20 protein-coding genes are annotated in these 26,223 nt (G+C 66.5%); 16 read left to right on the plus strand and 4 right to left on the minus strand.

Annotated elements, in window-relative coordinates; all coding sequences use genetic code 11:
- Window positions 1-64 precede the first annotated feature (64 nt).
- From ACRWK7_RS23535 to ACRWK7_RS23550, 4 genes are all read left to right on the plus strand, one after another.
- Entirely contained in the window at window positions 65-454 is a 390-nt protein-coding gene (locus ACRWK7_RS23535) for a hypothetical protein (protein ID WP_431858751.1), read from the plus strand.
- A gap of 529 nt (window positions 455-983) precedes the next feature.
- Entirely contained in the window at window positions 984-1,265 is a 282-nt protein-coding gene (locus ACRWK7_RS23540) for a hypothetical protein (protein WP_431858752.1), read from the plus strand.
- Between the two features lie 146 nt (window positions 1,266-1,411).
- The gene (locus ACRWK7_RS23545; protein WP_431858753.1) at window positions 1,412-2,422 is read left to right on the plus strand and encodes a hypothetical protein; all 1,011 of its coding nucleotides are present in this window, start codon (window positions 1,412-1,414) and stop codon (window positions 2,420-2,422) included.
- Window positions 2,423-2,667: 245 nt separating this feature from the next.
- Complete coding sequence (locus ACRWK7_RS23550; protein WP_431858754.1) at window positions 2,668-2,931, plus strand: hypothetical protein; 264 nt, start codon at window positions 2,668-2,670, stop codon at window positions 2,929-2,931.
- 503 nt (window positions 2,932-3,434) lie between these two features.
- On the opposite strand, the gene ACRWK7_RS23555 is transcribed toward ACRWK7_RS23550, so the two are convergent.
- Window positions 3,435-4,565: a hypothetical protein gene (locus tag ACRWK7_RS23555; RefSeq protein ID WP_431858755.1), complete on the minus strand. Its 1,131-nt coding sequence runs from the start codon at window positions 4,563-4,565 to the stop codon at window positions 3,435-3,437.
- A 317-nt stretch (window positions 4,566-4,882) separates the two neighbouring features.
- A complete protein-coding gene (locus ACRWK7_RS23560) occupies window positions 4,883-8,962 on the minus strand; it encodes an AAA domain-containing protein (protein ID WP_431858756.1) in 4,080 nt (1,359 codons plus the stop codon).
- Window positions 8,963-9,296: 334 nt separating this feature from the next.
- On the opposite strand from ACRWK7_RS23560, the gene ACRWK7_RS23565 reads away from it, so the two are divergent.
- Genes ACRWK7_RS23565 through qatD form a run of 4 tightly spaced genes read left to right on the plus strand, consistent with a single transcriptional unit; the run spans window position 9,297 to window position 13,937 of the window.
- On the plus strand, window positions 9,297-11,102 hold the full coding sequence (locus tag ACRWK7_RS23565; RefSeq protein WP_431858757.1) for a KAP family P-loop NTPase fold protein: 1,806 nt from the start codon (window positions 9,297-9,299) through the stop codon (window positions 11,100-11,102).
- Window positions 11,102-11,863, plus strand: a complete 762-nt coding sequence (locus ACRWK7_RS23570) for a hypothetical protein (RefSeq protein ID WP_431858758.1) — start codon at window positions 11,102-11,104, stop codon at window positions 11,861-11,863. The genes ACRWK7_RS23565 and ACRWK7_RS23570 overlap by 1 nt, the downstream gene beginning before the upstream one ends.
- Window positions 11,860-13,173 (plus strand): Qat anti-phage system QueC-like protein QatC, encoded by a 1,314-nt coding sequence (gene qatC, locus ACRWK7_RS23575; protein WP_431858759.1) that lies wholly within the window; start codon window positions 11,860-11,862, stop codon window positions 13,171-13,173. Before ACRWK7_RS23570 ends, qatC begins: the two co-directional genes overlap by 4 nt.
- Complete coding sequence (gene qatD, locus ACRWK7_RS23580) at window positions 13,170-13,937, plus strand: Qat anti-phage system TatD family nuclease QatD (RefSeq protein ID WP_431858760.1); 768 nt, start codon at window positions 13,170-13,172, stop codon at window positions 13,935-13,937. The genes qatC and qatD overlap by 4 nt, the downstream gene beginning before the upstream one ends.
- Window positions 13,938-14,048: 111 nt before the next feature.
- Here qatD and ACRWK7_RS23585 read toward each other — a convergent pair whose 3' ends face one another.
- Window positions 14,049-15,725, minus strand: a complete 1,677-nt coding sequence (locus ACRWK7_RS23585; RefSeq protein WP_431858761.1) for a hypothetical protein — start codon at window positions 15,723-15,725, stop codon at window positions 14,049-14,051.
- A 319-nt stretch (window positions 15,726-16,044) separates the two neighbouring features.
- Here ACRWK7_RS23585 and ACRWK7_RS23590 point away from each other — a divergent pair, with 319 nt between their 5' ends.
- The 8 genes from ACRWK7_RS23590 to ACRWK7_RS23625 all read left to right on the plus strand — a co-directional run bounded on the left by ACRWK7_RS23590 (window position 16,045) and on the right by ACRWK7_RS23625 (window position 24,981).
- The gene (locus ACRWK7_RS23590) at window positions 16,045-17,064 is read left to right on the plus strand and encodes a hypothetical protein (RefSeq protein ID WP_431858762.1); all 1,020 of its coding nucleotides are present in this window, start codon (window positions 16,045-16,047) and stop codon (window positions 17,062-17,064) included.
- A 320-nt stretch (window positions 17,065-17,384) separates the two neighbouring features.
- On the plus strand, window positions 17,385-17,747 hold the full coding sequence (locus ACRWK7_RS23595; RefSeq protein WP_431858763.1) for a hypothetical protein: 363 nt from the start codon (window positions 17,385-17,387) through the stop codon (window positions 17,745-17,747).
- Between the two features lie 34 nt (window positions 17,748-17,781).
- Entirely contained in the window at window positions 17,782-19,767 is a 1,986-nt protein-coding gene (locus tag ACRWK7_RS23600) for an ankyrin repeat domain-containing protein (protein ID WP_431858764.1), read from the plus strand.
- Between the two features lie 155 nt (window positions 19,768-19,922).
- Complete coding sequence (locus ACRWK7_RS23605; protein WP_431858765.1) at window positions 19,923-20,639, plus strand: helix-turn-helix domain-containing protein; 717 nt, start codon at window positions 19,923-19,925, stop codon at window positions 20,637-20,639.
- Window positions 20,640-20,711: 72 nt separating this feature from the next.
- Window positions 20,712-21,422 carry a hypothetical protein gene (locus ACRWK7_RS23610; RefSeq protein WP_431858766.1) on the plus strand — a complete coding sequence of 237 codons (711 nt, stop codon included), beginning with the start codon at window positions 20,712-20,714 and terminating at the stop codon, window positions 21,420-21,422.
- A gap of 15 nt (window positions 21,423-21,437) precedes the next feature.
- On the plus strand, window positions 21,438-21,923 hold the full coding sequence (locus tag ACRWK7_RS23615) for a hypothetical protein (protein WP_431858767.1): 486 nt from the start codon (window positions 21,438-21,440) through the stop codon (window positions 21,921-21,923).
- A gap of 31 nt (window positions 21,924-21,954) precedes the next feature.
- A complete protein-coding gene (locus ACRWK7_RS23620) occupies window positions 21,955-23,028 on the plus strand; it encodes a hypothetical protein (RefSeq protein WP_431858768.1) in 1,074 nt (357 codons plus the stop codon).
- Between the two features lie 66 nt (window positions 23,029-23,094).
- A complete protein-coding gene (locus ACRWK7_RS23625; protein WP_431858769.1) occupies window positions 23,095-24,981 on the plus strand; it encodes a hypothetical protein in 1,887 nt (628 codons plus the stop codon).
- Between the two features lie 176 nt (window positions 24,982-25,157).
- On the opposite strand, the gene ACRWK7_RS23630 is transcribed toward ACRWK7_RS23625, so the two are convergent.
- Entirely contained in the window at window positions 25,158-25,526 is a 369-nt protein-coding gene (locus tag ACRWK7_RS23630) for a nucleotide-binding domain-containing protein (RefSeq protein WP_431858770.1), read from the minus strand.
- Between the last annotated feature and the right edge of the window lie 697 nt (window positions 25,527-26,223).

The raw sequence follows: 26,223 nt of genomic DNA on the forward strand, positions 1-26,223 counted from the left end.
CCTTCACCTGAGGCGCTCATGCGGCCGGTTCCGGCAAGATCACGCAGAGGGAACGGGGGCAGTGATGATGAGGATCAGAGCGAACATAGCGTTCGGGCGACTGGAGGTTCGGCGCACGGACGGGACGAGCCCCGGCGACATCCCGGCCTGGGTGCTCGACGAACCCGACTTCCTGCGCCTGCTTCTGCGACTTGCCGAGGCGGGTGGGACGCGCTACGCCGCGGACCACGAGGACGATGACGGTTTCATCGTGGAACCGCCCGTCCGACCTCCGGTTGCGCGGACCGAGACCGCGGACATCCCGGTCAAGGATCTGGCGGAGATGGCGCGCTGCCTGGAATGGGCGTGCCGGTTCGCCCGTGATTCCCATGATGCCGATCCCAGCTTGCGGAACGCGGTGTTCCGGAAGCATTTGGCAGATTGCGAAGCGATCCTTGCGCGGGTGGCTGGGTGAAATCAGTCATCGGTCCGGGCCGCCCGGAACTCTGCGGCATTGGATAGCGGCAATGGTCGCGCGGCAAATCCCGCATTAGGAAATGGCGTCGTCCCCCTCCGCAGGCAGGTCTTCTCCGAGGGGGCGGGATACGCCCGTACTTCCTGTGGCGGCCGTGATGGTCACGCCGCCAAGCTGACCGCCTCCTGTCGGCAGACAGCCTCTCGCGTCATGTAGCCAAGCGAGCCTATCAGCGGGCAACGAGCAGCTCGGAAACCAGGATTCCCAATTCTCGGATAGCCGAATGCGTATTTATGGCGATGCTCAAGTCCATTCGCTCTCGTAACGAAGTAATGGATCTGGCGAGCTAGAAATCATTGCGCAAGGAATTCTCAGGTAAAGTGGTAAAGATAAATCCTTGTCAACAGTATTAGCGTTCAATAAGCCGACGTAGGTGGTGTATTATTATGGATGACGCAGAATTTTATTGACATTTGGTTGGGTGAGATCTACCCCTATTGAGGTAGCCCACTCAATGGAGGTAACTCGAATGAGCGAAACGATTGTGAGGGTGACGCGGGTAATCGAGGTCAGTCCGGGTGGCGCCGAGGTGGACGTTACCAATGAACTGGATGACAAGGTTCTTGAGTACATCAAGTCGGCTCGGAAGGGTTTTGGACTAAGTGATGACGAGATCGAGCAGGATCTGATTGCTCATTTTGCCTGCATGTCCCACCCCTACTGCTGCGACGATGTGGAAATTATCGGCGACACAGTGCGCCTGTATGCTTTCGATGTGGGCGATGAAGAAGACTGGCGCTCACTTCTCTAAGCTCCACATCTGCGCCGTCAAGACGGCACCGGCGGACGGCCGATCAAGTTAATCCATAACAGCTTTTGATAGTGCGACCCCGGCAATGCGATTTTGTCGGGCTCCTCTATCAAGGGATAGCTGCGCCCTTGCGCAGGAGGTAGGACATGTCAAAGACTTGGCTTGACTGGTATATCTCTGGATATGCTGAAAGGACTCGTGCGGCAGCCAAAGCGGATGCCAACGGTCAGTTCGTTGCGACGTTGCGCGAACTTTATGGTGTCCGGGTGGATAAGCTGAGCGACATTGAGGCTTTCCAGTTGATCGTGCCGCTCCAGGCGAGCCTCAGCGTTTTGGACGCTCGGTCGATCACTTTCGATCCTAATGACACTGTTGGTAATTCAAGCTGCTTTTCGCGGTTTTTGTGGCCGTTCGCTTCGTCCCTGAGCGACCAGCAACAGAGCATGGGGACGGAACCTAGGTTCAATACTGTTGCCGTTCAGCCCAGCCGCGAACTCGTCGCGCTGTTGTCGCACGCAAAGGCTCCGGCTGATCATGGCGCCTTGGCTAATAGCGATCTGATGGTTGCATCTTGGTACGTCGACCTGCCTCATGGTTCGTTGCTGGTCGGTGACTTGGGGGTGCGTGCGGTCTTCACCCAGCCATCCCTGCGGCATGGTGGGGTGGCAGTGTCGGCGGTGTTGTGTGTCCCTGGGTCAAACCGAGTTTCCGGACGTTTGATGTGGGTTGCCGGAGATGGAGAGGCCATGGGCATCGCCGCGGCCGATGTCGACAGAAGGCTGTTGGCGGAGCAGGTCGAGGACTTCCTGAGCCTGCTGGCGCTGTACCGGCAGCATGCCGACACTGCACAACATGGGCAGCTCCCCCGCATGACCCGGGAGATGGCGACGTCCCGCAAGGCCCGCCAGCACCATAAGAAGGTCAGTCTTTTCACGGTTGAGACCCTGGCGCCGCCCCCGGATCGCTTCGGCCGTCGCCATTCCCTTGGAGAAGGCGGATGGCAGCTCGGCTGGCGATCGTCTGTAGCCGGGCACTTCAAGATGCAGCCGCATGGCCCTGGCCGCTCGCTCAGGAAGCTGATCTTCGTGGACGCCTACGAACGCGGTCCGGATGACGGACCTCGGAAGCACCGTCTGGAGCGCTTGTCCAATCCATAAGTCCAGGGCGGAGCAGCCAAGTGATCGCGCTGGCCAGGGAACGTGTCGGCGTCGGTCGCGCGGGCACGCCGCCTGGACCGCGGTGTCACCTTCGGCGCCGTCTGCATCTCGCAGCACACCTTGAGCGTCGCCCTCACCGCGGCACAACCACAACGACCTTGCCATCCCCGATCGTTGACGGTCCGCACCTCGCGAAGCGACGATAATGCGGTCAGGACGTCCAGGTCGGTCTGAAGGAGGCGGCGGTGAGCGAGATCAAAGAAATTCTGAGGACGATGATCTGGACGGACAGCCTGCCGGACCATGCTTGGCCGCGTCCGAGTGACCAGGCGTACCGGCAGGAGATGATGCGCCTGCGGGCGCTGCTGGAGGTCGCCCCGGAGGATCCGGAGCTCGATCCCCTGCGCTCGATGGTCCTTGCCGCCGAGGTCGGATCCGAGAGGCACATGGATGCGTTGACGGCTGTTTCCGGTGCCCTGGACTCCGAACTCGGCCGAGCGCCGGAATGATTGAGCGGGGCGGCCGAACGAGGATGGTGAGCGCACGCGCTCCTTCGGTAACCTGTTCTAGGCGGTGAATCCGCTGCTGACCGTCGGGACGGACTGGGCTACGTCGGTCAGGTATCGCGAGCCACCGGCTGCCAACCCGACCACATGATGATGTCGGCGCCTCCCTGGTCGCCGACATCATCGCATTCCCAGGCGCCGTTGCGACGGCATGGTGAGGTCACCATGTCGTCGGATGCCGCAGTTGGCACCACCTTAATCCAGAGAAAACAGCGGGTTGTCGGTATCCGACAACATCACCATCAGCTGGTGCGCCGTCGCGACGACATGGTGAGGTCGTCACCTCACCGGTCGCCGACATCACCGAGCGCTGGGCCGACGACATGGTGAGCTCACCATGTCGTCGTCTCCACAGGCGACGGCAAGAAGATCAGCCGAAGCGCCGGAATCGGTGCAGGAGGCAGTGTCCGCCCCAGCGTACCGGCCGCCACGGTGCGCGGTAGAGATCACGAAGGATGCAGCGCCGTCCCGGTCTTGTCCTGGTGGTTCACGCCGAGATCCATAGCTTGGCCCCGGCGGTGCGTCCGCTCCGCGAGCTTACCCCGGACCCGGTCCGAAAAATCTGCGTTGGCGGGGCCCTCGACGTTGGGCGCAACGGAGCGGGCGGCGGTGGGGAGGCCCTTGGCCGCCTGTGACACGGCCCAGCGGGTCGGCACGCCTTCGATCGGGTCGTCGTGGGTCACGAGCCGAGAGATCTGCTCGATCTTTGCGCGAGCCAGGTCGTCGGCCTCCCGCGTGTTGAGCGCGAGCAGGTACTCGCTCAGGCTCCCATTGGAATGCCGGTCCAGACGCCCGAGCATCGAGTCAGGGATCAGCAAGCCATCAGCCCGGCGCTTGGCGATCCGCTGGAGGAGCATGGCCACGTCGACGATAGTCAGCATGCGCTCGGCTTCCTGATGCGGACGAGCTGCTATGGCTTGCCCCGCCCGCTCAGCCGCGCCCTCCGGAGCCGCCCCGACACCCGCCGCTGGACGTGGACGGCACGCGAAGAGTTTGCCCGACGCGCTCAGATCCTCCTTGATCGCTTGGGCTGGCAGAGCTGGGGGCTTGCCGACGGCTGGGACCGTTACGCGGGCGGCATGGTCTGCACCCTTCGGACCCTGGCCCTGGAATAGGAGGGGGAGGGCGGTGACGGACTTGGCTGTTCTCGCCGCGAACTCCTTCAGCATCCTAAGGGAGGTGATCAGGCTCTTGCTCAACGACGGCCGAGGCGCCGACGGAAAGCGCTTGTCGAGCAGCCGCGCAGCCGCGCCGAAGCGCGGCGCCGCCGCGTACTGAAGGCCGAGTTCCTTGGCGACCTGGGGGCGGTGGCGTCGCAGCGCCAGCGGCTCCGCGAGGCCCGGCAAGATGCCGCCAGTGATACCTCCTGCGGCCGCGGCGACGCCGATGACGGCCGGGATGATGGAGGCCGGAAACAGAGCCATGCCGACAACCGCGGTGGCCATCCCGGCGACTACGACACCGACTTCAAGCGTCTCGATCTTCTCGACGGTTCTGCGGGTGCGCTCGGCTGCAACGCGGTCCACCCGCGCCCAGTCGCGAGCGACAGCGGTGGTCATGGTGATCTGACGCGGCATAGTTGTCGCCTCCCCGGTGCCCGTGTGCCTGTTCTGAAGTGCCGCCCGTGGATGCATGGCACAAGGACAGAGGGCGGTCGCTGTCGTAGGCGGCGTCGGCCATGGCAACGTCGGCGGGCAGATCTTGGGTCAGGCCATCGGCCTACGGGGCGTCACTCTTCTGCACTGTGGTCACCAGGAAGCGGACCGGGTGGTCGAGGCCTTGCACGGTGAGATGGATCAAACGGCACTGGAGCGGCATCTGGGCATGGGTCTGCCCAGGACACCCGTTATCGCGTGCCCGCCCATGATCAGCTTCTTCCCGTTCGCCGTCCCCGCTACGCCTCGGCCAACACTTGTTGCTTGGCCATCCGCGCACCGTCCAGGCGCGACAGCGCCTTCGTTACAAAGCGGGCAGCATCGCGTCCTGTATAGCGGAACGATGCCTCGAGACGCTGGTAGGCGCTGTCCTCGTCGCGGACGGCGCTCAGCCAGTTGAAGGACCCCTCGGCGATCTCCGCGTCGTCCACGCACAGCGTTTTTGCGTGCACCCGGTTCACGAAGGCCACCTCGGCCCCGGCTGCGCCGAGCAGGTCGACGGCGCGCAGGAAACCGGACTTCGGCGTGTCTCCGCCGTTCAGCGCGGGGTCCACGTAGACCGTGACCTGGACGCCGCGGGCGGTCGCTTGCCGGGCCATGGCCAGCACGTCGCACCGGTCGTCCTGGATGGCTCGGTCCGTCAGGTACGGCGACGAGATCGCCACCCGGCGCTGCGCCCGGCCGAACGCATCGGCCAGTACGCGCAGGTGGCCGTCCAAGGTGTCGATGCGCTCGACGCGATTGGGATCCGGCGCCAGAGCCACGAAATCCGGCACCGTGACGGTCTCCAATCGCGATGCCGCCTCTCGGAACACGGCGGTCCCGGACCAGAGGCTAAGGTCGCCGACGACGTAGAAGGACGACTTCGCTCGCGTGGCCGCGACGTTCAGGATGTTCGGGGTCTTGCCCGCCCACGCCACCGCGCCTGGGCGCGCGGCGCTTCCGCCGAGAACCAGCAGGACCGTCTCAGCCTCCTTGCCCTGGAAGGTGTGCACGGTGCCAATGTGAGTCTTCGCCCACGCCTCCACCGTCGCCTTGTCGATGGCGGGATCCAGCCTCCTGAACACGTCGGCCCGTGAGATCAGAAGCCTGCGCATGGACTGCGCGACCGTGCGGAAAGGCGTGATGACGAATGCCTCAGGCATGCCGTCGTCTCGCAGGTACCGCCCGCGCAGGCTCTTGCCTTTGCCGTCGACAAGACGCCCGGCAGCCTCACGCTGCTCGACCATGCGCTCCAGCAGGCGCATCGCGTACGCTCCCTGGCCGGGCACCCAGTTGCCCTCCGGCTCGCTGGGTACCCGGAGGTCGAACCAGGCGCTCGGGTGGCCGCCGGGGCCGAAGTCCGGGATGTCGCCGCGCCAGGCGTCGGTGTCCAGGGGCGGCTTGCCGAGGACCATGCTGCCCGCGTACGAGATCGCGTTGCTGATCGAGAACATCGGGTCGTGGCAGCGCCGATGGACCCGCAGCGGGCAGCCGACCCAGGTGCCGTCCGGGCCGCCGATGTAGGCTCCAAGCGAGTTTCGGCGATCCGAGACCGTCTGCACGGACCCGACGCGCACGTCGAAACCGATGTTGGGAACCTTGTGCTGGCGGTACAGCAGGGCCGATACCTTGCCCGGGATCGTGACGACCGGCTCTACCTGCTTGGGGTCGCCCACGACGACGGCCCGTCTTGCGCGCCAGATCGCGCCGACGGCGGCCTGGGGCGGAGCTTGGCCCGCCTCATCGATCAGCAGCCAGCCGAGCTCGCCGGGACCGAAGTCGTCGCTGAACATGCGGCCGACCGAGGCGAAGGTGCTGGAGATAACCGGGACCGTCATGAAGAAGGTGTTCCAGAGATGGCGGCCGACCCGCGGGCGCGCTTCCGCCACATCCCTGTCGCCCCGCAGCGCATCGACGAAGAGCCTCAGGTTGTCCACCACCCGGCCGCTGGCTCCTCCGAGGAACGCCAAGTGGACCTGGACCGCCGCGGCGAAGAGCTCCTCGCGGGCAAGGTCGAGCTCCTCGCTCACCCACACGGCCGCCTGCTCGCGCTCCTCGCGCTCCATGCCGAACACAGCGGCCAGGGACAGTGGCTCCTGCACGAAGTTCGACCGGGCCTTACGCAGCCGCTCGCGCGCGGCCTCTACCGCGGCGGCCGCCTCGTCCAATGCCCTCTCCGCCCGGGCGCGCGCATCCTCGGCTGCCTTTCCTGCGGCGGCGAACCGTTGGTAATCGGCCTCGCCCTCCCGGTAGGCCTGCTCGGCCGCCTCGACCTCGATGCGGAGAGCAGCGATCCGCGCCTGCCATTCCTTCGCCGAGGCCGTCCGGAACAGCCGTGCGAAGAAGCCGGGCCTGTCCGCCAGGGCCAGCGAGGACCGCTGGAAGGCCGAGTGGCGCTCCTTTTCTGCCTGCTCCCGTTCAAATGCGACGTCGCCCAAGGCTCCCATGGCCGTTACGAACGTCTCCTCTGCGCGGCGCAGGTCGGCTTCGGCCGCCTCGCTCGCCCGCCGGGTCCGCTCGATCTCGGCGGGCGCCTCGGCGATGACGCGGGTCGCCTTCACCAAGAGCGCTACCCGCTCCTCGGCCTTCCTGAAGGCGGCGACGGTGCGCTCCCAGTCCATTCTCGCGCACGGCCCCAGGATAACGTCGCGCACACCGGTGGCTGCCTCCGCGGGCGGGTTGACCTTGCTCACCCGCAGGTAGCTCTCCGTCTCGACCTGCTCCACACCGTCCTTGCCCTTGCGGACGAACTCGTCCTCCTCGCGCGTTCCGACCAGCGTCACGGTGACGCCACGGCGCCCCTTGACGTCAGGCAGCAGGGCGGCAAGGGCTTCCGCGGGCTGGCCGAAGGCCTTGATCGAATGCTTCGTGCCCTCGGCCATGACGTAGGCGAACACGTACCGCCCACCCTTCGCTGGCTTCGGATCGGCCATCCAGGTGATCCGGGCGTCTTTCAGGATCTCGTTGCGCGACGTGTCGTCCGTGGGCCAGTAGCGGTTCACGAAGAACGAGCGGTTCGCCCCGTTCCCCAGCGCCGCCGAGGCGAGACCCCAGACCTCCTGTCCCTTGGGCGCGATGGCCCGGGCGACGTCCTGGAAGAACGCGATGCGGTCGAGGGCCGCCGGGGCGGCCCGGTAGGAGTCGGCGATGGACTTCAGATCCGGCAGTTCCTTTGTGATGTTCTCGACCGCCGTGTTGTTGCTCGAGCAGACCAGGATGCCGTGGTCGGACAGACGCGGGTCCAGTTCCCAGACCGGCGGCGCCCGGCGTCCGACGACGACGGGATCCATCTTCTTGAAGGCGTCTGCGGGCTTGCGAAAACCGCACATGGCGACCGCCCGGTTCACGAACACGGCGGCGATGACGTCGCGCAGCAGGGTGCTCTTACCGGTCCCCGGCGGGCCGTTCACGCTGAATAGGCCGCCATCCCTCATCGCCAGGGCCGCGTTGACAGCCATCTGCTGGCGGAGCACCAGCGGGTGTCCACCCCGGCCGCGCGATGGCCATTTGCCGACGGGGACCTCGTCGATGGCAAGGGTGGCCGCCACGGTGTCCAGGCGGTCGGCATCCCGCTTCATGGACTCGTCGAGATCGTGCGGCTCCAGGTATTCGGCGAGCGCGGCCCCCCAGCGGCCCCCGCGGACGGCATCCACGACCCGATTGAGGTCCGCGTACAAGAAACTGTCGACGATGCCGACAGGGTCGTCGTCCTCGCCGTACCGGAGGCGCTGCGTCACCGACGCGAAGGCTGCGGACGATTTGGCCAGGGACAGGGGAGGCGTCCGCCCCAACTCCCCAGCGACCCACTCAGAGACCGAGCGCAGCGAACCCACGTCAAGCGGCGGAGCGGATTCAGCTGCCCATGCGGTGTCGAACGCCTCCCCAATCTCGTTCTGCCGCCGGTCGTAATGGGTCCTCGGCAACGTACCCCTGCCTAGCGCCTCGAACCGCATGGCGAACAAGGTGACCTTCAGGCTGCCGCGAACCGGCCTGCCGTCAGCACCGACGGCGAAGGCGGCCAGGAAGCCGTCGCGACCGTCGCCCTTGCCGTCGAAGACCTCATCTGGGGAAACGCCTAAGGCCGATGCGATCGCCGCGGCTGCCTCACCTGTCTTAAACAGGCCGACCCGGACCACGTTGATGACGCGCTCGAGTTCGCGTCGCTCCTGCTTGCCCATGGTCCAGTCGATGGCATTCGACCGGGCGGTTACCAGATGGGTCCGGACGCTTCGATCCTGGCCGTCGTCCTTCTCGAGCACGGACGGCGTGAGCGCCTCGACATCCATCCAGTAGTTCAGGACAGCCTGGGCTGATGCAGCGTCGCGAATCTTCGGCAAGGTGGCGAACTCACTTGGATGGTGTGCGCGGCTCCACCCTTACCTGAGCCGTCTCCGATTGCGCAATCATTTAGGGTTATTCCGCTGGTGGTTTCGCGTGTGTCTCGTGACGTACAGATCGCGGGGCGCTGCTCACACCGGCCCTAAAGTCAAAGTCCGCCATAGGGGATCTATGTCTCCGGCGCGGTATCGCGGAGGCAGCGCCTGCCGATTGTCAGAATCGCCTAACGCGACGCAAGCGAGGTCAGTAATCCTCTAAGAGTGAAATTTCAGCTTTGCTTTGCAACGAATATGCGTTGGAATTAGCCTGAACGGATGTGCGAGTGAGGCAAGGATGTGGGCTGACGTCGATACGAAGCAGGACTTCCTGAACTTCTCCGAGGTCGCAGACCTGGTGGTGGACGTGGTCGGCTCCCCGGCCATGCGGCCGGTGTCGGTTGGCGTGTTCGGCACCTGGGGCACTGGCAAGTCCACGCTGCTGAACCTGATCGAGGGCGGCCTGTCCACCGAGGAGAGGAAGGGCAAGTTCATCGTCGTCCGCTTCGACGCCTGGCTCTACCAAGGGTTCGACGACTCCCGCGCGGCATTGATGGAGGTCATCGCAACGACGCTCCTTGAGGCAGCCAAGGACAATGAGGGCCTCCTCAAGAAGGCCAAGAGCCTGCTCGGCCGCGTGAACAAGATGCGAGCCCTTGGTCTGGCCGCCGAGGTCGGCGCCATCGCCATGGGCGTCCCGACGATGGGCTGGCTGAACCAGGCATTCGGGGCAGTCGGCGACTTCATCTCCGGTGACGGCGATGCGGAGGACCTCGATGCGGTGCGGGAGGCCGGAAAGACGGCCAAGGAGCGCGGCAAGGGGCTGCTGGATCCCGAGAAGCAGAGAACACCACCCAAGGAGATCGCCGCCTTCCGCAACGAGTTCGAGGAGGTGCTCCGCGGCCTTGGGAAGACCCTGGTGGTCTTCGTCGACAACCTGGACCGCTGCCTGCCGCCGCAGACCATCCACACGCTGGAGGCGCTGCGTCTGTTCCTGTTCATGGACCACACCGCCTTCGTTGTCGCGGCCGACGAGGACATGGTCCGGCACTCGGTTTCCAAGCACTTCAACGACCCCGGCGACCGCCACGTCACCGACTACCTGGACAAGCTGATCCAGGTGCCGGTGCGCGTTCCGTCGCTCGGCGTCCAGGAGGTCCGCGCCTACCTGTTCCTCCTGTTCGCCTCGGCCGCGCGGAACGTGCCCGCCGACAAGGTCGAGTCCCTGCGCGCCAAGTTGGAGGACAACCTCCGCAAGGCATGGAAGGAGGAGCCGATCAGCGCGGAGGACGCGCTCGCCGTGCTCGGACCAAATCCGCCGTCCGACGTCGCGCTCGGCTTCGGCATCGCCGAGCGCATGGCGCCGATGCTGGTGAGCCAAGAGCAGGTTCAGGGCAACCCCCGCATCGTCAAGCGCATGCTGAACGTCGTGCGGATGCGCTCGCAGGTCGCCAAACGCCGCGAGATGCCGGTGGACGAAGCGCTCGTCGCAAAGCTGGCCCTGTTCGAGCGCTGCACTGACTCCATGGCCACAGCCCACCTGTACCGGGAGATCAACGCCGCCGACGACGGCAAGCCCGAGGTGTTGGCGAACCTGTCGAAGCTGCTTAATGAGGACGCCAAGGTGTTCGAGGATTCCTGCCCGAAGGAATGGAAGCCGCGGGCGGCCTTCATTCGCGAGTGGCTCGCCCTCGAGCCGCAGCTGGCAGGCGTCAATCTTCGACCGCTCGTCTACCTGAGTCGTGAGACATTGCCCCTGCGCAGTCTCAGAGGCGGCCTGTCGGAACCGGCCGCAGAGGGACTGCGCATGCTGCTCCGCGCCACCTCGATCTCCTCGCGGTCTGCGAACAATGCGGCCGACTCCATCCCGGAGTCGGAGCGCGTGGCCGTCATGAAGGCGATGCTCGAGACCTTCCGCCCCCACGCCGATTGGAACACCCGACCCGACGGGTTCCACGGCGCGCTCATCCTGGCGGAGCGGTCGGCCCAGGCAGCCAACGACTTGGCTGCCTTCATCCGCCGCGCCAACCCGCAGAAGCTGCCGCCCTGGCTCGGCACGCTGGTCAAGGACAAGGACTGGTTCAAGGTCGGGGAGACGCGCTGATGGGGACCTCGACCTCGAGCCGCGGCCCCGGAACCAACTCGCCACTCGTGCCGCCCTGGGCGGACAGCGATAGCCAGGCGCCGTTGCCGGAACCCGAGCCGCAACGCTTCCGGGGCTTCCGGACGAAGCTGGGCCAGTTCGTGTCCGACGGCGACCGCGACGACTTGCGCTCGGCCCTTGGCCGCTACGCCCGGACCGCCACCGGCGGCCGGACGGTTGGCCCGCGGCGCTTCGGGGCCATGGCGCGCTCCGGCGGCGCCCTGTTCGACGCGATGGCCGCGCTACGCGACGGGCGGGATCCCGGCGTCCCCGGCATCGACCTCGCCACTCTCAACGGGCGCGACACCGACCTCGTCATTGAGGCTCTCGTAGACGCCCTGCTCCCGCCGAACGGTGACGCGGACCGCATCCGGGTGGCGATGCTGGAGGCGCTCTCAGAGGCGCTTGAGGGTATGGAGGAGTTCGACTCCAACAACATCACCGACGACATCATCGTCGACATGATGCTGGCCTACGTGACGCAGTGCATCTATGAGCAGATCGTGCTGGACTCGCGCGACGCCTTCGCCAAGGCCGCCGCCGCCGGGCGGGTCGAGCAGGCCGAGAAGGCCATGCGCGAACTCGTCCGCTCCGCGGCCGACAAGCACATGGCGCCCCTGCTCGCTGGGAACGTCCGCACGCTGAATGGGCGGATGGTCGAGGCGGTCCAGCTGCGCGCCATCGCGGACATCTGGGCCGAGTGGGAGGCGTACGACCAGTGACCGACATCATCTTCCACCACATCGACAAGCGGCTTCCCCAGGGCAGCCCGGGCGTCGTCCCGGTTCTCATGTACGGGAGCACGCCGCCGCGGCGGCGGACCGCCTCCATCGGCGGCCCGGTGCGGTCCGCGGTGCGCCGCCTCGGCGTTTCCGTCCCCGAACGCGCCCATGACCTGCTGACCGTCGCCATGGCCGTCACGGCCGCCGACACCTTCGCCGACCGGGACGAGGCGGCCGACGGCTGGAGCCGCGACCTCCGCCTCCGGATCCCGCTCGCCAACCCCGTCCCCTGGGCGCCGCTGCGGCCGCTCCTGGAGGAGGCGCTCCGCTTCCTGAGCGGCGACCAGTGGACGTTCGAGTTCTTGGGCGGCGGCCCGCAGCGCCCGACCCCGCAACACCGGGGCAACCGCATTCGCCTTCGCGGGCACGATGGCGTCTGCCTCTTCTCGGGCGGCCTCGACAGCGCCGTCGGCGTCCTCGACCTCCTCGCAGCGGGCCGCAGGCCGCTTCTGATCAGCCATTCCTATAGGGGCGACGCGGAGCGGCAGGAGTGTGTCTGGGCGCGGCTCCCAGCGAGAGTCTCGCGCTTCGCCGCCAATGCGAACCCGCAGTCCGAACTCGGCATCCCGAACGATGTCCAGATGCGGACGCGCAGCTTCAACTTCATCGCCTACGGCGCCTTGGTGGCGGCCACCCTCGCCCAGCACAGGATGGCGGTCGCGCCGGTGGATCTCTTCGTGCCGGAGAACGGTCTCATCGCGCTGAACCCGCCGCTGACGACGAGGCGAATCGGCGCGCTGAGCACTCGCACCACCCACCCGCATTTCCTGGGGCTGATGCAACGCCTTCTGGACGTCCTCGGGATCCCGGTCCGGATTTCCAATTCCTACGCCCTGAGGACCAAGGGCGAGATGCTCCGGGGGTGCGCGGACCAAGCGACCTTGGCCCAGGTGGCGCACGACACGGTGTCCTGCGGGAAGTGGAAGCGGACCGGCAAGCAGTGCGGCAAGTGCGTCCCCTGCCTGATCCGGCGCGCCTCCTTCCAAGCGGCCGGGATGGCGGACCGGACACCCTACGACCCCGTCAGCCAGAACCTTGCGGCGGTCCTGCCGATGGAAGAGGCGGCGGACGACCTGATGGCGATGGTGCTGGCCGCCCGGCGGCTGCCGACCGCTGACCTCGCCCGCTGGGTGCCCCTGGCCGGTCCGCTCCCCGTGGATCGGGCGGAGCGCGATGCCCTGCTGGACGTCGCCCATCGCGGCATGGCAGAGGTGAGGGCATACCTTACCAGCATCGGCCTGATTTCGTGAGCGCACCCGCGGTCGACCTCCACTGCCATCTCGACCTCTACCCGGACCCCGTCGGCGCCGCCCGGCGCTGTGCGGAGTCCGGGGCCTACATCCTGTCGGTAACGACGACGCCCAAGGCATGGCGTGGGACGGCCGCGCTTGCTAAGGGCCATGACCGCATCCGCACGGCGCTGGGCCTGCATCCGCAGCTCGCCCACGAACGCATCGGGGAGTTGCCTCTGTTCGACGCCCTGCTGCCTGAGACCCGATACGTCGGCGAAGTTGGCCTGGATGGCAGCCCGGAGTGCAAGCCGCATTGGCGGGAGCAGGTCAGCGTCTTTGAACACGTCCTGACCGCCTCGGCCCGAGTAGGCGGGCGCGTCCTCTCCATCCACAGCCGCCGCGCCGCCACCGAGGTCCTGGACGTGCTGGCCCGCCACTCCGACGCGGGTGTCCCAGTGCTGCACTGGTTCTCCGGCACCAAGGCCGAGCTCCAGCGCGCCGTTGCCATGGGCTGCTGGTTCTCGGTCGGCCCGGCAATGGTGACAGGCAAGCGCGGGCGCGACCTGCTTGCGGCCATGCCCCGGGACCGCGTGCTAACCGAGACGGACGGCCCGTTTGCCGCGATCGGTGGCAAGCCGCTTGGCCCCGGTGAGGTTGGCGTGGCTCGCGAGGCGCTGGCAGCCTGCTGGGATATCCCTGCCGACGAGGCGGCGACCGCCGTGCTGGGCAACCTCCGCAGGCTCGCTTCGTCGGCGGTCGGCGGTCCCGCTTCGCCGACGTGAGGACGCAGACCTTGTTCCGTTCATTCCCTCACGCACGGGTGCCGTCACCACCATCCGCGTTCAGCTTCGCCAGGGTAACATCAGCGGGGATGCTGTCCTCTCTCCCCAAGCTCACGGAGATGACGTTGCCGAACCGGCAGTCGCCTGCGCGAGTGCCGTCGGAGCCAACTCCGCGACACCGAGTCGAGGCCGCTCGCGCAACAACCGGGCGGCCGCAACCAGCGTAGCCTCCCACCAGTACGCAGGAATTGGTGGTTGGGCCTTGGACAGCAGATGAGCCGCTCGCTCCATGGCCGCCGCTTGAACCTCAGCCTCGTGAGCAGCCGCTTCACGGTCTGCGGCGAGCACAGCCAGAATTGCCTCTACGGCGACGTCGGTCGCCTGGCGCCATCGGGCATCGGCTTCACATCGCACTCGATCAGGGTTGGCATCGGGGGCTGCGTCCATCACGCGGACGTAAATCGCATCCATGCGACGCACGGCTTCGACTGCGCGCGCCACCGCCGCGTCTGGCCCTTCGCCCTGCGCGAAGAACCTTCCGGTAAGGCGTCGTACACGCTGCCGCAACGGAACGGGCACCGCTTCCCAGACCGCCGGTGTTACGCGCTTCGGGCATGAGCACGGATCGGGTGAAGCTGTTGGAATATGTGGGACCGACAGGACACCCGCCGCCTTGCGTGCACGCGACGTATGGACACCTTGTCGCCGCCACTCTGCCCGACGAGCCGCAGCGACGGCTGCCTCGTACTCGGCCTGATCCTGGTCGGCCATGGGGCGATCGGGAGGGTCGAACCAGCTTTCCGGTTCATGCCAGCCCTTGGCGCCGCCTGACCATCGCCTTCCGTGCCGGTCGGCCAATGCCGCCAGCTGCCGGGCCTCCGAGGTCGGGAAGGCCGACTTGGGCGGTTGCGTCGGCGACGTGAGACTCCGAGTGAGACTCGGTGCGACCGTATGTATAAAAGAAATATCGCGCGCGTACGCGATAGGGTCGGACGGAGTCTCATATTTTGTCTCACCGGCCGCGCGCTGGCGCCGGAACCACGTAGCCCGACTGATTCCGAGATCCTCCCAAGGCTTCGCACCAGGCTCAGCGGAAGCTGTACCGGCGGCCTGCCGGACGGCAGCAACGGCCTTGTCGACCTCGTCCTTCGCCATCTTCCTGTAATGGGTAGAACGGGGCGCCTCTGCTACTTGTCTTTCCCGGGGGTGCTCCGGCCTCGTGGTGGCGTGTTCGGCGGCAGGGCGCGAGCCCTCCGCACGGCGCCGAAGGCGAGAACGCATCCGCTCGGGTATGAGCTTGGCAAGACTGAGACTCTCTGCCTCGTGGTCGGTGATGGCGAAGATGAGCTTCAGGGACTTGATGCTGTGATCGCGCCGGACCTCGACGAGGTGATCGTCTTGAGCGGCGCGTGCTCTGGCGAGGCAGTCGTGACCGGCTGGAGACTGCAACCATGCCTCTGCTGTTCCGGGTTGGGCACCGGCTTCCCGCAGCCAGTCAGTAATAGTCTCAGCCAGGATGTCGCAATGGACGAGGTGTGACAGCAGGGCGGCGATGGCCCCGATCTGCGGATCGGTGAGCTGACCGCCGCGCACCTGAACGATGGCCGTCAGATCGGCCAGCACCGGCAAACGCGCGGCTAGCACCCGCTCCGCAATCTCAGCCTGAGCGGCGCGGGAAATCCGGTGCCGTTTGCCGGATCGAAGTGCCTGAGCCATGACAACATTGACAACATGGCTCAAGTCACCGCGCCGCGTGCCTCTGGATTTGGTCCTGAAGCTCTTGGTCATGGGCTATCTCACCGCGAGACGGCCCTTGAAATCACTGCTGACCTGCATCATGATTCCTAGGCATCAGTTGAATGGAAACCGCCCCGGAGGCCCTGCCAGGCCGATGATGGGGCAGTTTTCATTGTGCGCATGGGACGAAGGACGGCGTCAAGGCTGACGCGCGACGTACATCTGCGCTCAAGCGGAGCCGCCCTCCTGATCGGTTCGGCGGCATCCGTACGGTGCGCCGCACTCTCCGAACCGTTGCAGTTCCGATCACGTCCCTTGCCTGGCCTGCACCGACATTTGGGGGCAGGCCGGTCGCACGGGAGCTTGAACGATGACGCAGGGCAATGATCAGCAACAGGAGGCGCACGCCGACCAGGACGCCGTCCGCCGCGCCCGCAGCTGGAAGTACCTGGTCCGTGATGCCGGGCTCTTGCTGACCGCGGTTGGAGCCGTCGCGCTGGCAGCCGGGCCAGCCACCGCCACCCTGGTCCTGTTTCCGGCGGCGTTGGTCGCCGAAGAGGTCCATGGCGTTCTTGCCGGACGCCGCGAACGCAAGCTGCGTCGCGACCTTCGGGGGCAGCATGGCCTTTTATCGCCCCCGACGCTGAAAGAGCAGCTGGGCGGCCTGCTTGGCAAAGTCGGCCGGACCATCGCCGGACGTGCCAGAGCGGATCTGGATGCCGGGGCCTGGGGTTCGAAGGCAACGACGGTCGCTTACGAGGTCGGTCCTGGCGGCGTCCGGCCGGTATCGCCCGAGTACGCCGCCAAGATGCGGGCAGAAGGCCAGCAATTCACCCAGGTCTCGGTTGCCCGACACGGCGCAACCGTTCTTCGCTACGCCGGTGGCGTGCTGACGTCGCGCACAATTGCGCCCGCGGTGATGAGGTTCAACGAGCGCAACGAGCTGGTTGGAGCGGTCTGGTTCGATGGTGGGCGGTCTCGCCGCTCGGTCGGGCTGACTGGGGAACTGCGGATTGGGTTCAATCCCGATGTCATGGCCGCCCGGATCGCCGAGACCTCGAGCCGCCGCGGCCCAGACTTCCCGCTGACGACCGAGCCGCGGGAGGTGAACATCGACACGGTGGCGTGGGAGGCGGCTCAGCTGGCGATATCACTCGGACGGGTCTGCGGGCCGAACGCTGAACCGGCCCAACGTTGCGCGGCGTTGCTTGTGGACATCGCCAGCCATGCCCGCGGCCTGCATGCGTCCGGCACGGACAAGCTCCGTCTTGATCTCGGCTATCCGTCCTTGAGCGAACGCGACCTTGAGAACCTGTGCGATCAGCTCGGGGCTGTGCACCGGGCGTCCACAGAGTTTCGGCGTTATGAAGAGGGTAGGGCTTTGCGATAAGATTTCCGCAGGCCAGCGTCTGCCGTCCACCTTCGGTGTTGTACCTGTTCATGCCCCTTTTCTTCCTCTTTGGCTCGTGGACGTGGGGTGTGATCATGACCGCCGTGTTCTTCATCCTCGGCGGGCAGGTGCGCACCGTGGTAGAGTTCCTCGGCCATCTCTTCCGGAGGCTGAAGCCTGCCGGAAAATGCACTGGGCGCCCCTGAACGGCGGTAGGTCTTGCCGCCGTCGCCGCCACTTCGTGTGGCAGCGAACCATCCGCCCCTCAGGATGCGAACGGCTGTTGTCTGCTTCGCCTCATGAGGGTAGCGTTTTGAGCTATGAAGACGCTCAGCCTCCTCTTCGCGATCGCTGTCATAACGCTTCCGACAGCTGTGTGGTCGGCCGAGGTGCGCTGCACCTTCCAGAGCCGTCAGACGTGCGATCCGACCGGCTGCGTTCCTACTGACCCGACCACCAGCTTCGTCACGCTGCGGACGGACAGCAACCAATACGGCCGGTGTGGCGGAACGAAGCCCTGTGACTGGTATCCGATGACCGTCCAGCAGAGCGGGGCCTTCTCCAACATCGACTTCGCGACCGGCGTCCAGGGGGCGAAGATGACCCAGGACGGCAGCCTCTTCATCGAGACCGTGAGCCTCATGGACAAGGTCATTGTCAGCTACGGGCGCTGCAACGGGTGACCCGGGTGGTCGCCGTCAATGATGGGGGTTTGCGGTGAACTGGAAACTCGCTTCCGCGCTCATGCTGTCGGTGGTACTGCCGGATCCCTCCTCCGCTGAAAGCCTGTTCGGCAAAAAGGCCTCCAAGGGCGAGATCGCCGTCATCGAGGAGCGCGGGGCTGCGGCCGAGAGAAGCCTGCGGAGCCTGCGCAAGCTCGAGTTCCTGTTCCTCGTGCAGCAGATACAGCAGGGGGATTGCAGCGACGCCCTGAAGGTCGAGGGCGGAGCGAAGGGTGGCAACGCCGAGGCCCAGTGGCAGCTCGGCCAGCTGAAGTTTGCCGGGCTCTGCTTTCCGAACAACCCGGCGGATGGCATGCGGTGGTTGCTGGAGGCTGCCAAGCAGGGCCACGCCGACGCGAGCTGCCTCGTCGCCGTTGCCTATCTCAACGGGGAAGGCACTCCCAAGAATCCCTCCGCCGCCTACCCGTTCATGCGACGGGCGGCGGAGGGCGGCAGCCCTGAGGCCATGGTCGGCCTCGCCGCCATGCTCACCGATGGCACCGGAGCCCCTAAGAACCCGCCGGAAGCCGCCGTGTGGTTGGAGAAGGCGACGCGCGAAGGGCAAGTCGAGGCGAACGCACGGCTGGCTGCGCTCCACCTCTCGGGCGATCTCGGTCGCCAGGACCCTGCTGCGGCGCTCACCTGGGCGCGTCCGGCTGCGGACCGGGGAATGCCCTACGCGCAGCTGCTGGCGGGCTTCGCGGCCAGCATGACGGGCAACTTGGTTGAGGCTCACAAGTGGTTCAATCTCGCCTCCGGCTCCGACGCGCCCGCCATCGCCAACGCTGCCTCTCAACAGCGTGCGAACGTCGAGGCGAGCATGGTGCCGGGCGCCCTGGCGCAGGCTCGGTCCTTGGCGTCGTCATGGAAGCCGAAGACTCTCGAGGACGATCTCAAGCAGGCGGCGGCGCCACGCATCACCCTGCCGTCCTATGACGCGGCGAAGGCGGCTCGGCTGTCCTCCGACGCGGCACGGAAGGAGCTCACGCGAATCGGCGTCGGCATCGACAAGGATGCCTTCTTCGCGGCCGCGCGCACCGACAACCTTGGTGTTTTCATCCTCTTCCACCGTGCCGGTGCCGACCTTAACGAGCGCCTGTGGCCGATGGGCTTTACGCCGCTCTACATGGCAACCGACCACGGCGCCGAGAAGGTCTTCGAGTACCTGCTCCGCAATGGCGCATCCGTCGACATCCCGGATGACGAGACCGGCATGACGCCTCTGACGCGGGCGGTGAGTCACAGCCGCCCCAAGATGGTCAACGCCCTACTCGATGCCGGTGCGACCGCGGCGAAGCCCGAGGGATACTCACCGGAGAAGACCGGCAACCTTCTCGCCGGTGGCTCACCGCTGCTCTACGCGATCATGTCGAAGGATGCCGACCACGTGCTGGTTCGTCGTCTGCTCGATGCTGGAGCCTCGGCGAAGGAAGTCTACCCGCAGGGCAAGACGACGTTGATGACCGCGGCCGGGGCGCCACCAGCGGTGTTCCGCCTTCTGCTTGAACGGGGCGCCGATCCCAACGCCGTGGACGCCTTCAGGGAGAGTGTTCTGCACCATCTGGTCCGGGAATCGAAGGTCGTAATGGCCAACATTAACGCTGCCCTCAAGGCGGGGGCGCGGACACAGGATTGGCGCAGCGACCAGCTCACCCCTTTGCTGCGCGCCGTTCACTCTGGCCATCCCGAAGTGACGGCAGCCCTGCTTGCTGCTGGAGCGCGCCCGGACTTGCCCATGCGGATCTCGAAGGACCAGATCCCCATGAACTGGGGTCAGGTCGAACGTCAGCTCGCCATGGAAGGGGGGACGCCCCTGATGCTGGCTGTGGCGGTCGGCAACGCGGCCGTCGCCAAGGAACTCATCAAGGCCGGAGCCAACCCCACCACCGAGGTCAACGTGGGCGGGAAACGCCTGTCCGCCGCCAGCATGGCGCGGGAGAGCGGCAACCGTGTCCTTGTCGGCGCACTCGCCAAACCTTGAACATGGCTTGGCGGCGTTAGAACCCTGTGGAGGTGAGGGGCCTACCTGCCCAGGGTGGCGGCCGGAAGCACATCCAGGTTGCTGAAGGGTTTTCCCGCCTCCTCTGGTTCGATCCGGCACGTCATCATCCCTGGCACCTGATGACCATGGAGACCATGATGGGTTTCTACGATCCGAGCTTCACCGGCGGCACCAACGACATGGACGACCGGGACGCGCTGTTCATCCCATCGCCCCAAGAAATTGCCGCACTGGTCACGGCGTGGCGCCGGTCGCGGAACTGGAAGCAGGAGACCTTGGCGCAGTTCGCGGCCGTCTCCCTGTCGACGGTCGAGCGGATCGAGCGCGGCGAGGTGGTGAGCACCGAGACGTTGGACCGGGTGGCGGTGGCGCTCGACTTCAAGGAAGGTGACTTCCATCGTCCCCGACCGGGCCGCTGCATCGACGAATCGCTTCTCCAGACCATGCGGTTCTTCGAGGGAAAGATGGGAGTGCCCTGTGTGCCGCTGAAAACGCAGCCGCAGGCGGCCACCCTGCTTAACTGCAACGCCTACTTGGTTGACGATGGCCGGTGCACGCCGGACGCGGCTGAAGCAATCGCCAGCTTACGCGAGAACCTGGGCTTTTACCGCTCTGCGCTTCATGACCCGATGGGGCTCGACGAGCCGGTGAAGAAGCGCGAGATCTACACCTCGTTGCTCGCCGACGTGCAGGCGGTCGAGCGCCGGGGGCACATGGCGCTGCACGCCACCTACGACGCCGATTCCCGCTTCGGCCGGGTGAAGGTGGCGGTCATCGCCTTCTTCCCCAAGCTCACGGACCCCGGCGCTGCGAAGCGGGAGGTCGTCTTCGTTCCCGCGGACCTGGGCTGATGACGGTGTGCGGGGCGCCGCATTCACCACTGGGGATCGCATTCCGGACCGGGTATGATGACGTCCCCGATCATGACCGAGGTGCTCATGCGTAAGTTTGAGGTTCTCCACCGCGTCGAACCCGGCATCCAGTGGCCCGATGCGGACGTTCTGGAACAGCATGCGGACCTCGGGCGCATGTTCATGGACACCGTCGAATCGGGTCTGCCGGACGACGGCTTCATCCCGCAGGAGCACGTCGTGCTGGCCTGGGACTCGGTGTCCTTGCCCAAGAGCATCCGGCTGGTCGCGAACTTCACCGCCTTCTACCGGCCGCCCAGCGTCTTTGACGACAAGCACGTCCGCGCGAAGTGGAGCGTCTGCACCAAGATGTCGTCGATGACCGGCGCAACAGGCGCAAGCTGGCTGAAGTCCCCAACCGAGAACCCGATGGCGATCTACGGCGAGGTGGTTGCCGACGGCTTCATCGACCGCGGCGAAGCGATCCGTGCGCTCGGCGAGGTGGCCAAGATCCGGGAATGCGGGTGGGCCCGCGAACAGCTGGCCGCGGCTGCGCGGAGGATTTTGGGCGAGCCGCCGGAGGACACGCCGGAGTGCCCACCGCACTGGCTGCCCCGTGATCGGCACGAGGTCGAGGACATCACGTCTCGCCTCATCCCCTGGTTCGAACCGGTGAACGAAGCCGATGTTCGGCGCCAGCTGGACGAGGCCGTCATGACCGTCCTGCGCCAGCGCGCTGTGCGCATCGGGGAAGAAGACCGCTTCCCCGAAAGCGTGGCCTGAGACCGGGAGGCCGTCATGGAGGACGGACTGGCTTACGTTTGGCCGGAAGGCGCCACCTCCTGGTCGGAGATCCCGTGGCCGGACTGGGTGGCGTTCGCCCGGCGCGCGGTGGACCGCCTTCCCGGCGTCACTGGGGAGACGCACATCATCCTGTGCGTGGTCGATGAGGGTGTGGTGCTGAACATGCTCTGTCACCACAACCTGTTCGGGCCCGACGGCCGCTTCATCAAGCAGCTGACGGTGCTGTCCGACGGGGAGAAGGCCCGGCAGGAAGCCCTCATGGCCAAGGGCATGAAGGAGGGTGACCTATACGGCGAGGAGAAGCGGGTCCACGACGAGCTAAACGAGCGAGAGTGGGAGGGCAGCCTGCCGTCACGCGACCAGCTGCGTGCCTTGATCGGCGCCTTGCGCCTGCCGGTGTCCCCCGAGCACGGCGCTCAACACCTGCTCCGAAAGGCCGGGCTGGACAGGGTGAACTGGGCCAACCCGGTCAGCTGTTGACCTCCACCATGCAGGCCTTCAGGAGGATGTCGTGCATCTCGCCAACACCGTCATTGAGCTCATCGGCGGGTACCTGAAGGCCCATCCCGAAGACCGCGACCTGGGACGTCACCGAAAGCGTATCGCGCTGTCTCCGCGCACCGGCGACGGTCAGGGGCTCTGGCTCCATGTCGCCCTTGAGGCGCTGTCCAACCCGCGCTGCGGCCGGTTCGAAATCGGCGCGGATGTGTTGGCGGCGGCACACCAGGTGATGTCGACCAAGCCCGCCTCTATGTTGGCAGCGCTGCATCGGGCCCGCGCACCGCACCCGCTCACCTGGGTGGAGTGGGCCACGCCGGACGACCAGTCAGCATCCCGCCGTGGCTGGCTCGTCCTCGAGCAGCAGGACGGCGCCATCGCGGTGCCGTTCGCCCGCGGGCGCCAGGACGGCACCATCAGCATCCAGGCGTACGCGCTGGCCATCGGATGGGACCAGGAGGTCCGGGCGGCGGACCTCCTCGCCAACCCCGATATCGCGGAGATGGTTCGTTACCACCGAGAGACGGCGGCAGACCCGGAGAAGCTGAAGGCGGTGCTTGAAAAGACTGAGCCTGGCGCCGGTGCCGACAACGGTGACACCGCAACCCTGAGCCGATCGTTCTCGGACGAGGACTTCGCAGCCATCATCGGGTTGGACGACCGGCTGCGCATGGTCCCGATGGACCAGTACGGCGCTCTCCAGCCCGAGCGTGGGTCCGAGCGGACCACGACCCGGCTGGTCCGGTGCCGCGAACTCGTTGCACTCCTGCTGCTCATCAACAGCCGGAACGCGGTCCAAGTCGGCGAGAACGAGGACCTAACCAAGCTGAACCGTGCTCGCCAGCGGAAGGCGAAGCCCGGCTTGGTGCCGCTGCGGCCGGTGTCGCTCGACCTGTCCCGGCGCTTGCGCGCCGCCCGTCGTGCCGGAGGTGGCGTCGATGAGCGCGAGGTCCGGGCGCACATCGTCCGTGGACATTTCAAGGTCAGGGCATCCGGCGTGTTCTGGTGGTCGGCGCACACCCGGTTCGGCACGCCCGCCGCACCGCGCGACTACGCCGTTCACGGGCTTCCTGAGAGCGTTTCCTGAGGCCGCCCGATGCTTACCTGTCCCGTCCGAGCTGCCCCCAGCACCTCAGGACGCCGCCGTGGCGAGGTGCTGCTGGCCTACGGCGAGGCCACGGACGGACGCATCCTGCACATCTCAGAGGTGCCATCCGGGCTGGCGTGTGGCTGCGCCTGCCCGGAGTGCGACAGCAAATTGGTCGCCCATAAAGGCGAGGACCTTGCGCACCACTTCGCACACTACACGGTGACCAACTGCTCCGGCGGCACAGAAACTGCCCTGCACAAGCTGGCGAAGCAGGTGATCGCCGAGCATGGCGTGGTCGCCACCCCCGCCGTGAAGGCCCAGCACGCCGACCAGGAACGCCTCGTCCGCCGCGAGGCGCTGTTCCGCCCCGACAGCGTGGTGCTCGAGAAGGGGATGGACGGCATGCGGCCGGACCTGATCGCGCGCAGGGGTGACCACGAGCTCCTCGTTGAGGTCGCCGTCACTCACGTCTGCGGGCCGAAGAAGATCGCGCTCATCCGCGAGCGCCAGCTGGCCGCCATCGAGATCGACCTGGGGCGAGTGGCGCACGACGCGCCGAAGCACGAGGTGGTGGACGCCATCCTCTACTCGGCCCCGCGCACGTGGCTGTTCAACCGGTACGGGGACGAGGCAACCGCCGAACTGAGGGCCGCCGCTGAACGGCGGGAAGCGGAAGAGCGGGCGCGCCAGGAGCGCGACCGGCAGCGCCGGGAGGCCAAGCGGAACGCTGACGTGCAGCGGCTCGCCTTGGCGTACCGTCAGGCCGGTGACCGGCCCGCCAGCACCCCGGCGACCGCGCCGTACATCGCCCGGATCCGCGACGCTGGGCTCGAGCACCTCGTCGGTGTGCCGGTGGACGGCGGCGCCTGTTTCGCTGTCGGCGACGCCGCGTGGCAGTCGGTTGTGGTGAGCGCCTTCCTGCTCACCGAGAACATCTGCGTCCAACTGGGCTTCCAGACCAAGGAGGTCCTGAAGGTGCTGCGTGATGCTGGTCTGGTCCGGCGGGAGTTCACCGGCTTCGTCAGCGAGGACTTGGCGCAGGCGGTCCGGGAGCAATTCCCCGGGTTTCGATCGCCCTATGAAGCCATTGAGTCCTACCTGGAGACGCTGAAGGCGTCCAACCTGCTCCATCACATCCGGTGGCGTTGGTCGATCGCCGACTACCAGCACACGCTCGAGCACGCCCGCAAACGCCTGAAGGACCTTGCCGCCGAGCGGGGGCGGGTGGCCAGCCTGCGGAAGACGCTGGTCGCGCTGTTGGCCGAACTGCCCGAGGGACACCCCGACGACCCGGATCGGTGGATGCGCACCCGGCACGCGGGGTTGGACCGTTCCCCTGAGGAGATGGCCGCGCTGGGGGACTGGGGGCACACGGAGATATGGCGTCACCTGACGCGGTTGCGCCGGATGCGTGAACCCGGAGCCCCCGTCGAGGAGAACCTGCTCGGGCTGCCGTTTGAACAGGAACGGGAGCTTCGCCGCGAGGAGCGGCGGCTGGCCGACGAGGAGAAGGCCAGGAAGGCGGAAGCGGCCGCCCGACAGGCCGGTGCCCAGCGCCTCCAGGAGCTCTCTGAGCGCGCCGTGACGCTCCTCGGCCCGGAGGAGGCACGGTGGTGGTTGAACACGCCCTTGCGTCTGCTGGACGGCGTGGCCGCCGTCAGCCTGGAGATGATGACGGCCGAACAGCTCACCCGTGCCCACCACGCGCTACGCCTTGAGCAGGCGCGCCTCATAGCCGAGGGTGAACGCCAAGCCCGAGCCGAGGAATGCCGGGAACGCCTGCGACACGAGGCCGAACGAGTGCTGGGGGCCAAGGCCGACCTGTGGATGCGCTCGACGAACCCGCAGCTTGGTCATCGGCGGCCGATTGAGGCGTGCACCGATGAGGGCAGCCTGTCCATCTGCTTGGCGCTGCTGAAGCCGCCGGGTGCTCGTGGTCGGCGCGGCTGACGAAGGCGGTGTCCGCGGGCGTTCTCTTTAGAGTCAATGATTCTCCCGGAATCCGGCAACTAAGCCTTTGATTGGGAGCGATATTCCTTTCATCGACCACCCTGAGCCGCCAGCACCCGTATCCCGATCGGATGCGATCAACCCCCGGGCCACGGGCTGGCGCAGGCAAGCGCGGGCTACACCCACGGGTGCCGGAAGAAGCCGCGCCGGGCCTCATCGCGAATGCGCACCCGGTGCACCGTCTCAGCCAGCACGACACCGCCCCGGTGGATCTGGCACGCCATGCTGTGGTCGCCGCGGTATACCGTGCCGGTCCAGCGCTCCATCCCGCCGTTGTCCTGCTGCCAGCCCATCTGACCGGCCGCCCGCGCGTCGTCGCCCTTGTTCTGGACGATCCTGCGAATGCTGTTGTACGGCGGCGGCACGTTGGTGTTGGCCACCGTGAACCGCAGGGCGGAGCCCTTGGGCAGCACGCCGACGCCGCTGTAGAGTGTGCCGTAGACCGGCGCTCCCTCCCGCTTGGCCAGACCGCAGGTGATGGCCACGGAGAACGGCAGCGCCCTGCCATCTCGGCCTTGGCGAACGCCTGCTCTTGAATGGCGGCCCAGAAGTCGTGGTTGAAGAACCAGCGCCACGTCGAACGGGCCTGGGCGTAGGTGCAGTCCGCCCGCTGGAGCGCTGCCAGCTTCTCGACCTGGAACCTGCACTCGTCCTTCTTGGTCAGGTTCGGGACCGGGTTGATTGGGGTCATCACCGTCGTGTTGCGGACCAACCGGTCGCGCAACGCGATGATGGTGTCGCACCAGCCCTTGGCCCTCGGCGGGCTCGTACTGGGTGAAGTTGAGCCAGTCGGTCGACCGGCGGGAAATGCAGCTGGATAGTTTTTATTGCTTCTAAATCGCACAACCGAGAGCCGAGAAAGTGACCCTTGCGGCGATGGGCATGCCTACCCACATAGATTGGCCTAGTGCAGAGTGAATGGATTAACCCTCTAGGGTAAGCGCGCGGAGCGCCGCGGAAGCTAACCCGTATATGGGAATCACTCGCTCAGAGCGGTCGTCAGAAACCCTTGGTGCGGTCATTTGACATCTGGAGGCATTATGGCGAATGCGGTCGCCGCAGGGTTGCTCGGACATGAGTACCAATGACCTGCCCCCACGTGGGACACCAGAGACTATGTTAGCCAAACACCGCTCGGCGGCTCCTGTCCAGTCCGGCGGAGCGTAGCGGAGCCGGGCTGGA

Source organism: Azospirillum sp., assembly GCF_050789165.1.

Excerpts from the sequence above, each read along its gene's own strand:
- ACRWK7_RS23570 (WP_431858758.1), top strand. The coding sequence starts at position 11,102 with ATGGGGACCTCGACCTCGAGCCGCGGCCCCGGAACCAACTCGCCACTC.
- ACRWK7_RS23610 (WP_431858766.1), top strand. The coding sequence starts at position 20,712 with ATGACCGAGGTGCTCATGCGTAAGTTTGAGGTTCTCCACCGCGTCGAA.
- ACRWK7_RS23545 (WP_431858753.1), top strand. The coding sequence starts at position 1,412 with ATGTCAAAGACTTGGCTTGACTGGTATATCTCTGGATATGCTGAAAGG.
- ACRWK7_RS23535 (WP_431858751.1), top strand. The coding sequence starts at position 65 with ATGATGAGGATCAGAGCGAACATAGCGTTCGGGCGACTGGAGGTTCGG.
- ACRWK7_RS23565 (WP_431858757.1), top strand. The coding sequence starts at position 9,297 with ATGTGGGCTGACGTCGATACGAAGCAGGACTTCCTGAACTTCTCCGAG.
- ACRWK7_RS23585 (WP_431858761.1), bottom strand. The coding sequence starts at position 15,725 with ATGACCAAGAGCTTCAGGACCAAATCCAGAGGCACGCGGCGCGGTGAC.
- ACRWK7_RS23555 (WP_431858755.1), bottom strand. The coding sequence starts at position 4,565 with ATGCCGCGTCAGATCACCATGACCACCGCTGTCGCTCGCGACTGGGCG.
- ACRWK7_RS23540 (WP_431858752.1), top strand. The coding sequence starts at position 984 with ATGAGCGAAACGATTGTGAGGGTGACGCGGGTAATCGAGGTCAGTCCG.
- ACRWK7_RS23615 (WP_431858767.1), top strand. The coding sequence starts at position 21,438 with ATGGAGGACGGACTGGCTTACGTTTGGCCGGAAGGCGCCACCTCCTGG.
- ACRWK7_RS23595 (WP_431858763.1), top strand. The coding sequence starts at position 17,385 with ATGAAGACGCTCAGCCTCCTCTTCGCGATCGCTGTCATAACGCTTCCG.
- ACRWK7_RS23590 (WP_431858762.1), top strand. The coding sequence starts at position 16,045 with ATGACGCAGGGCAATGATCAGCAACAGGAGGCGCACGCCGACCAGGAC.
- ACRWK7_RS23605 (WP_431858765.1), top strand. The coding sequence starts at position 19,923 with ATGATGGGTTTCTACGATCCGAGCTTCACCGGCGGCACCAACGACATG.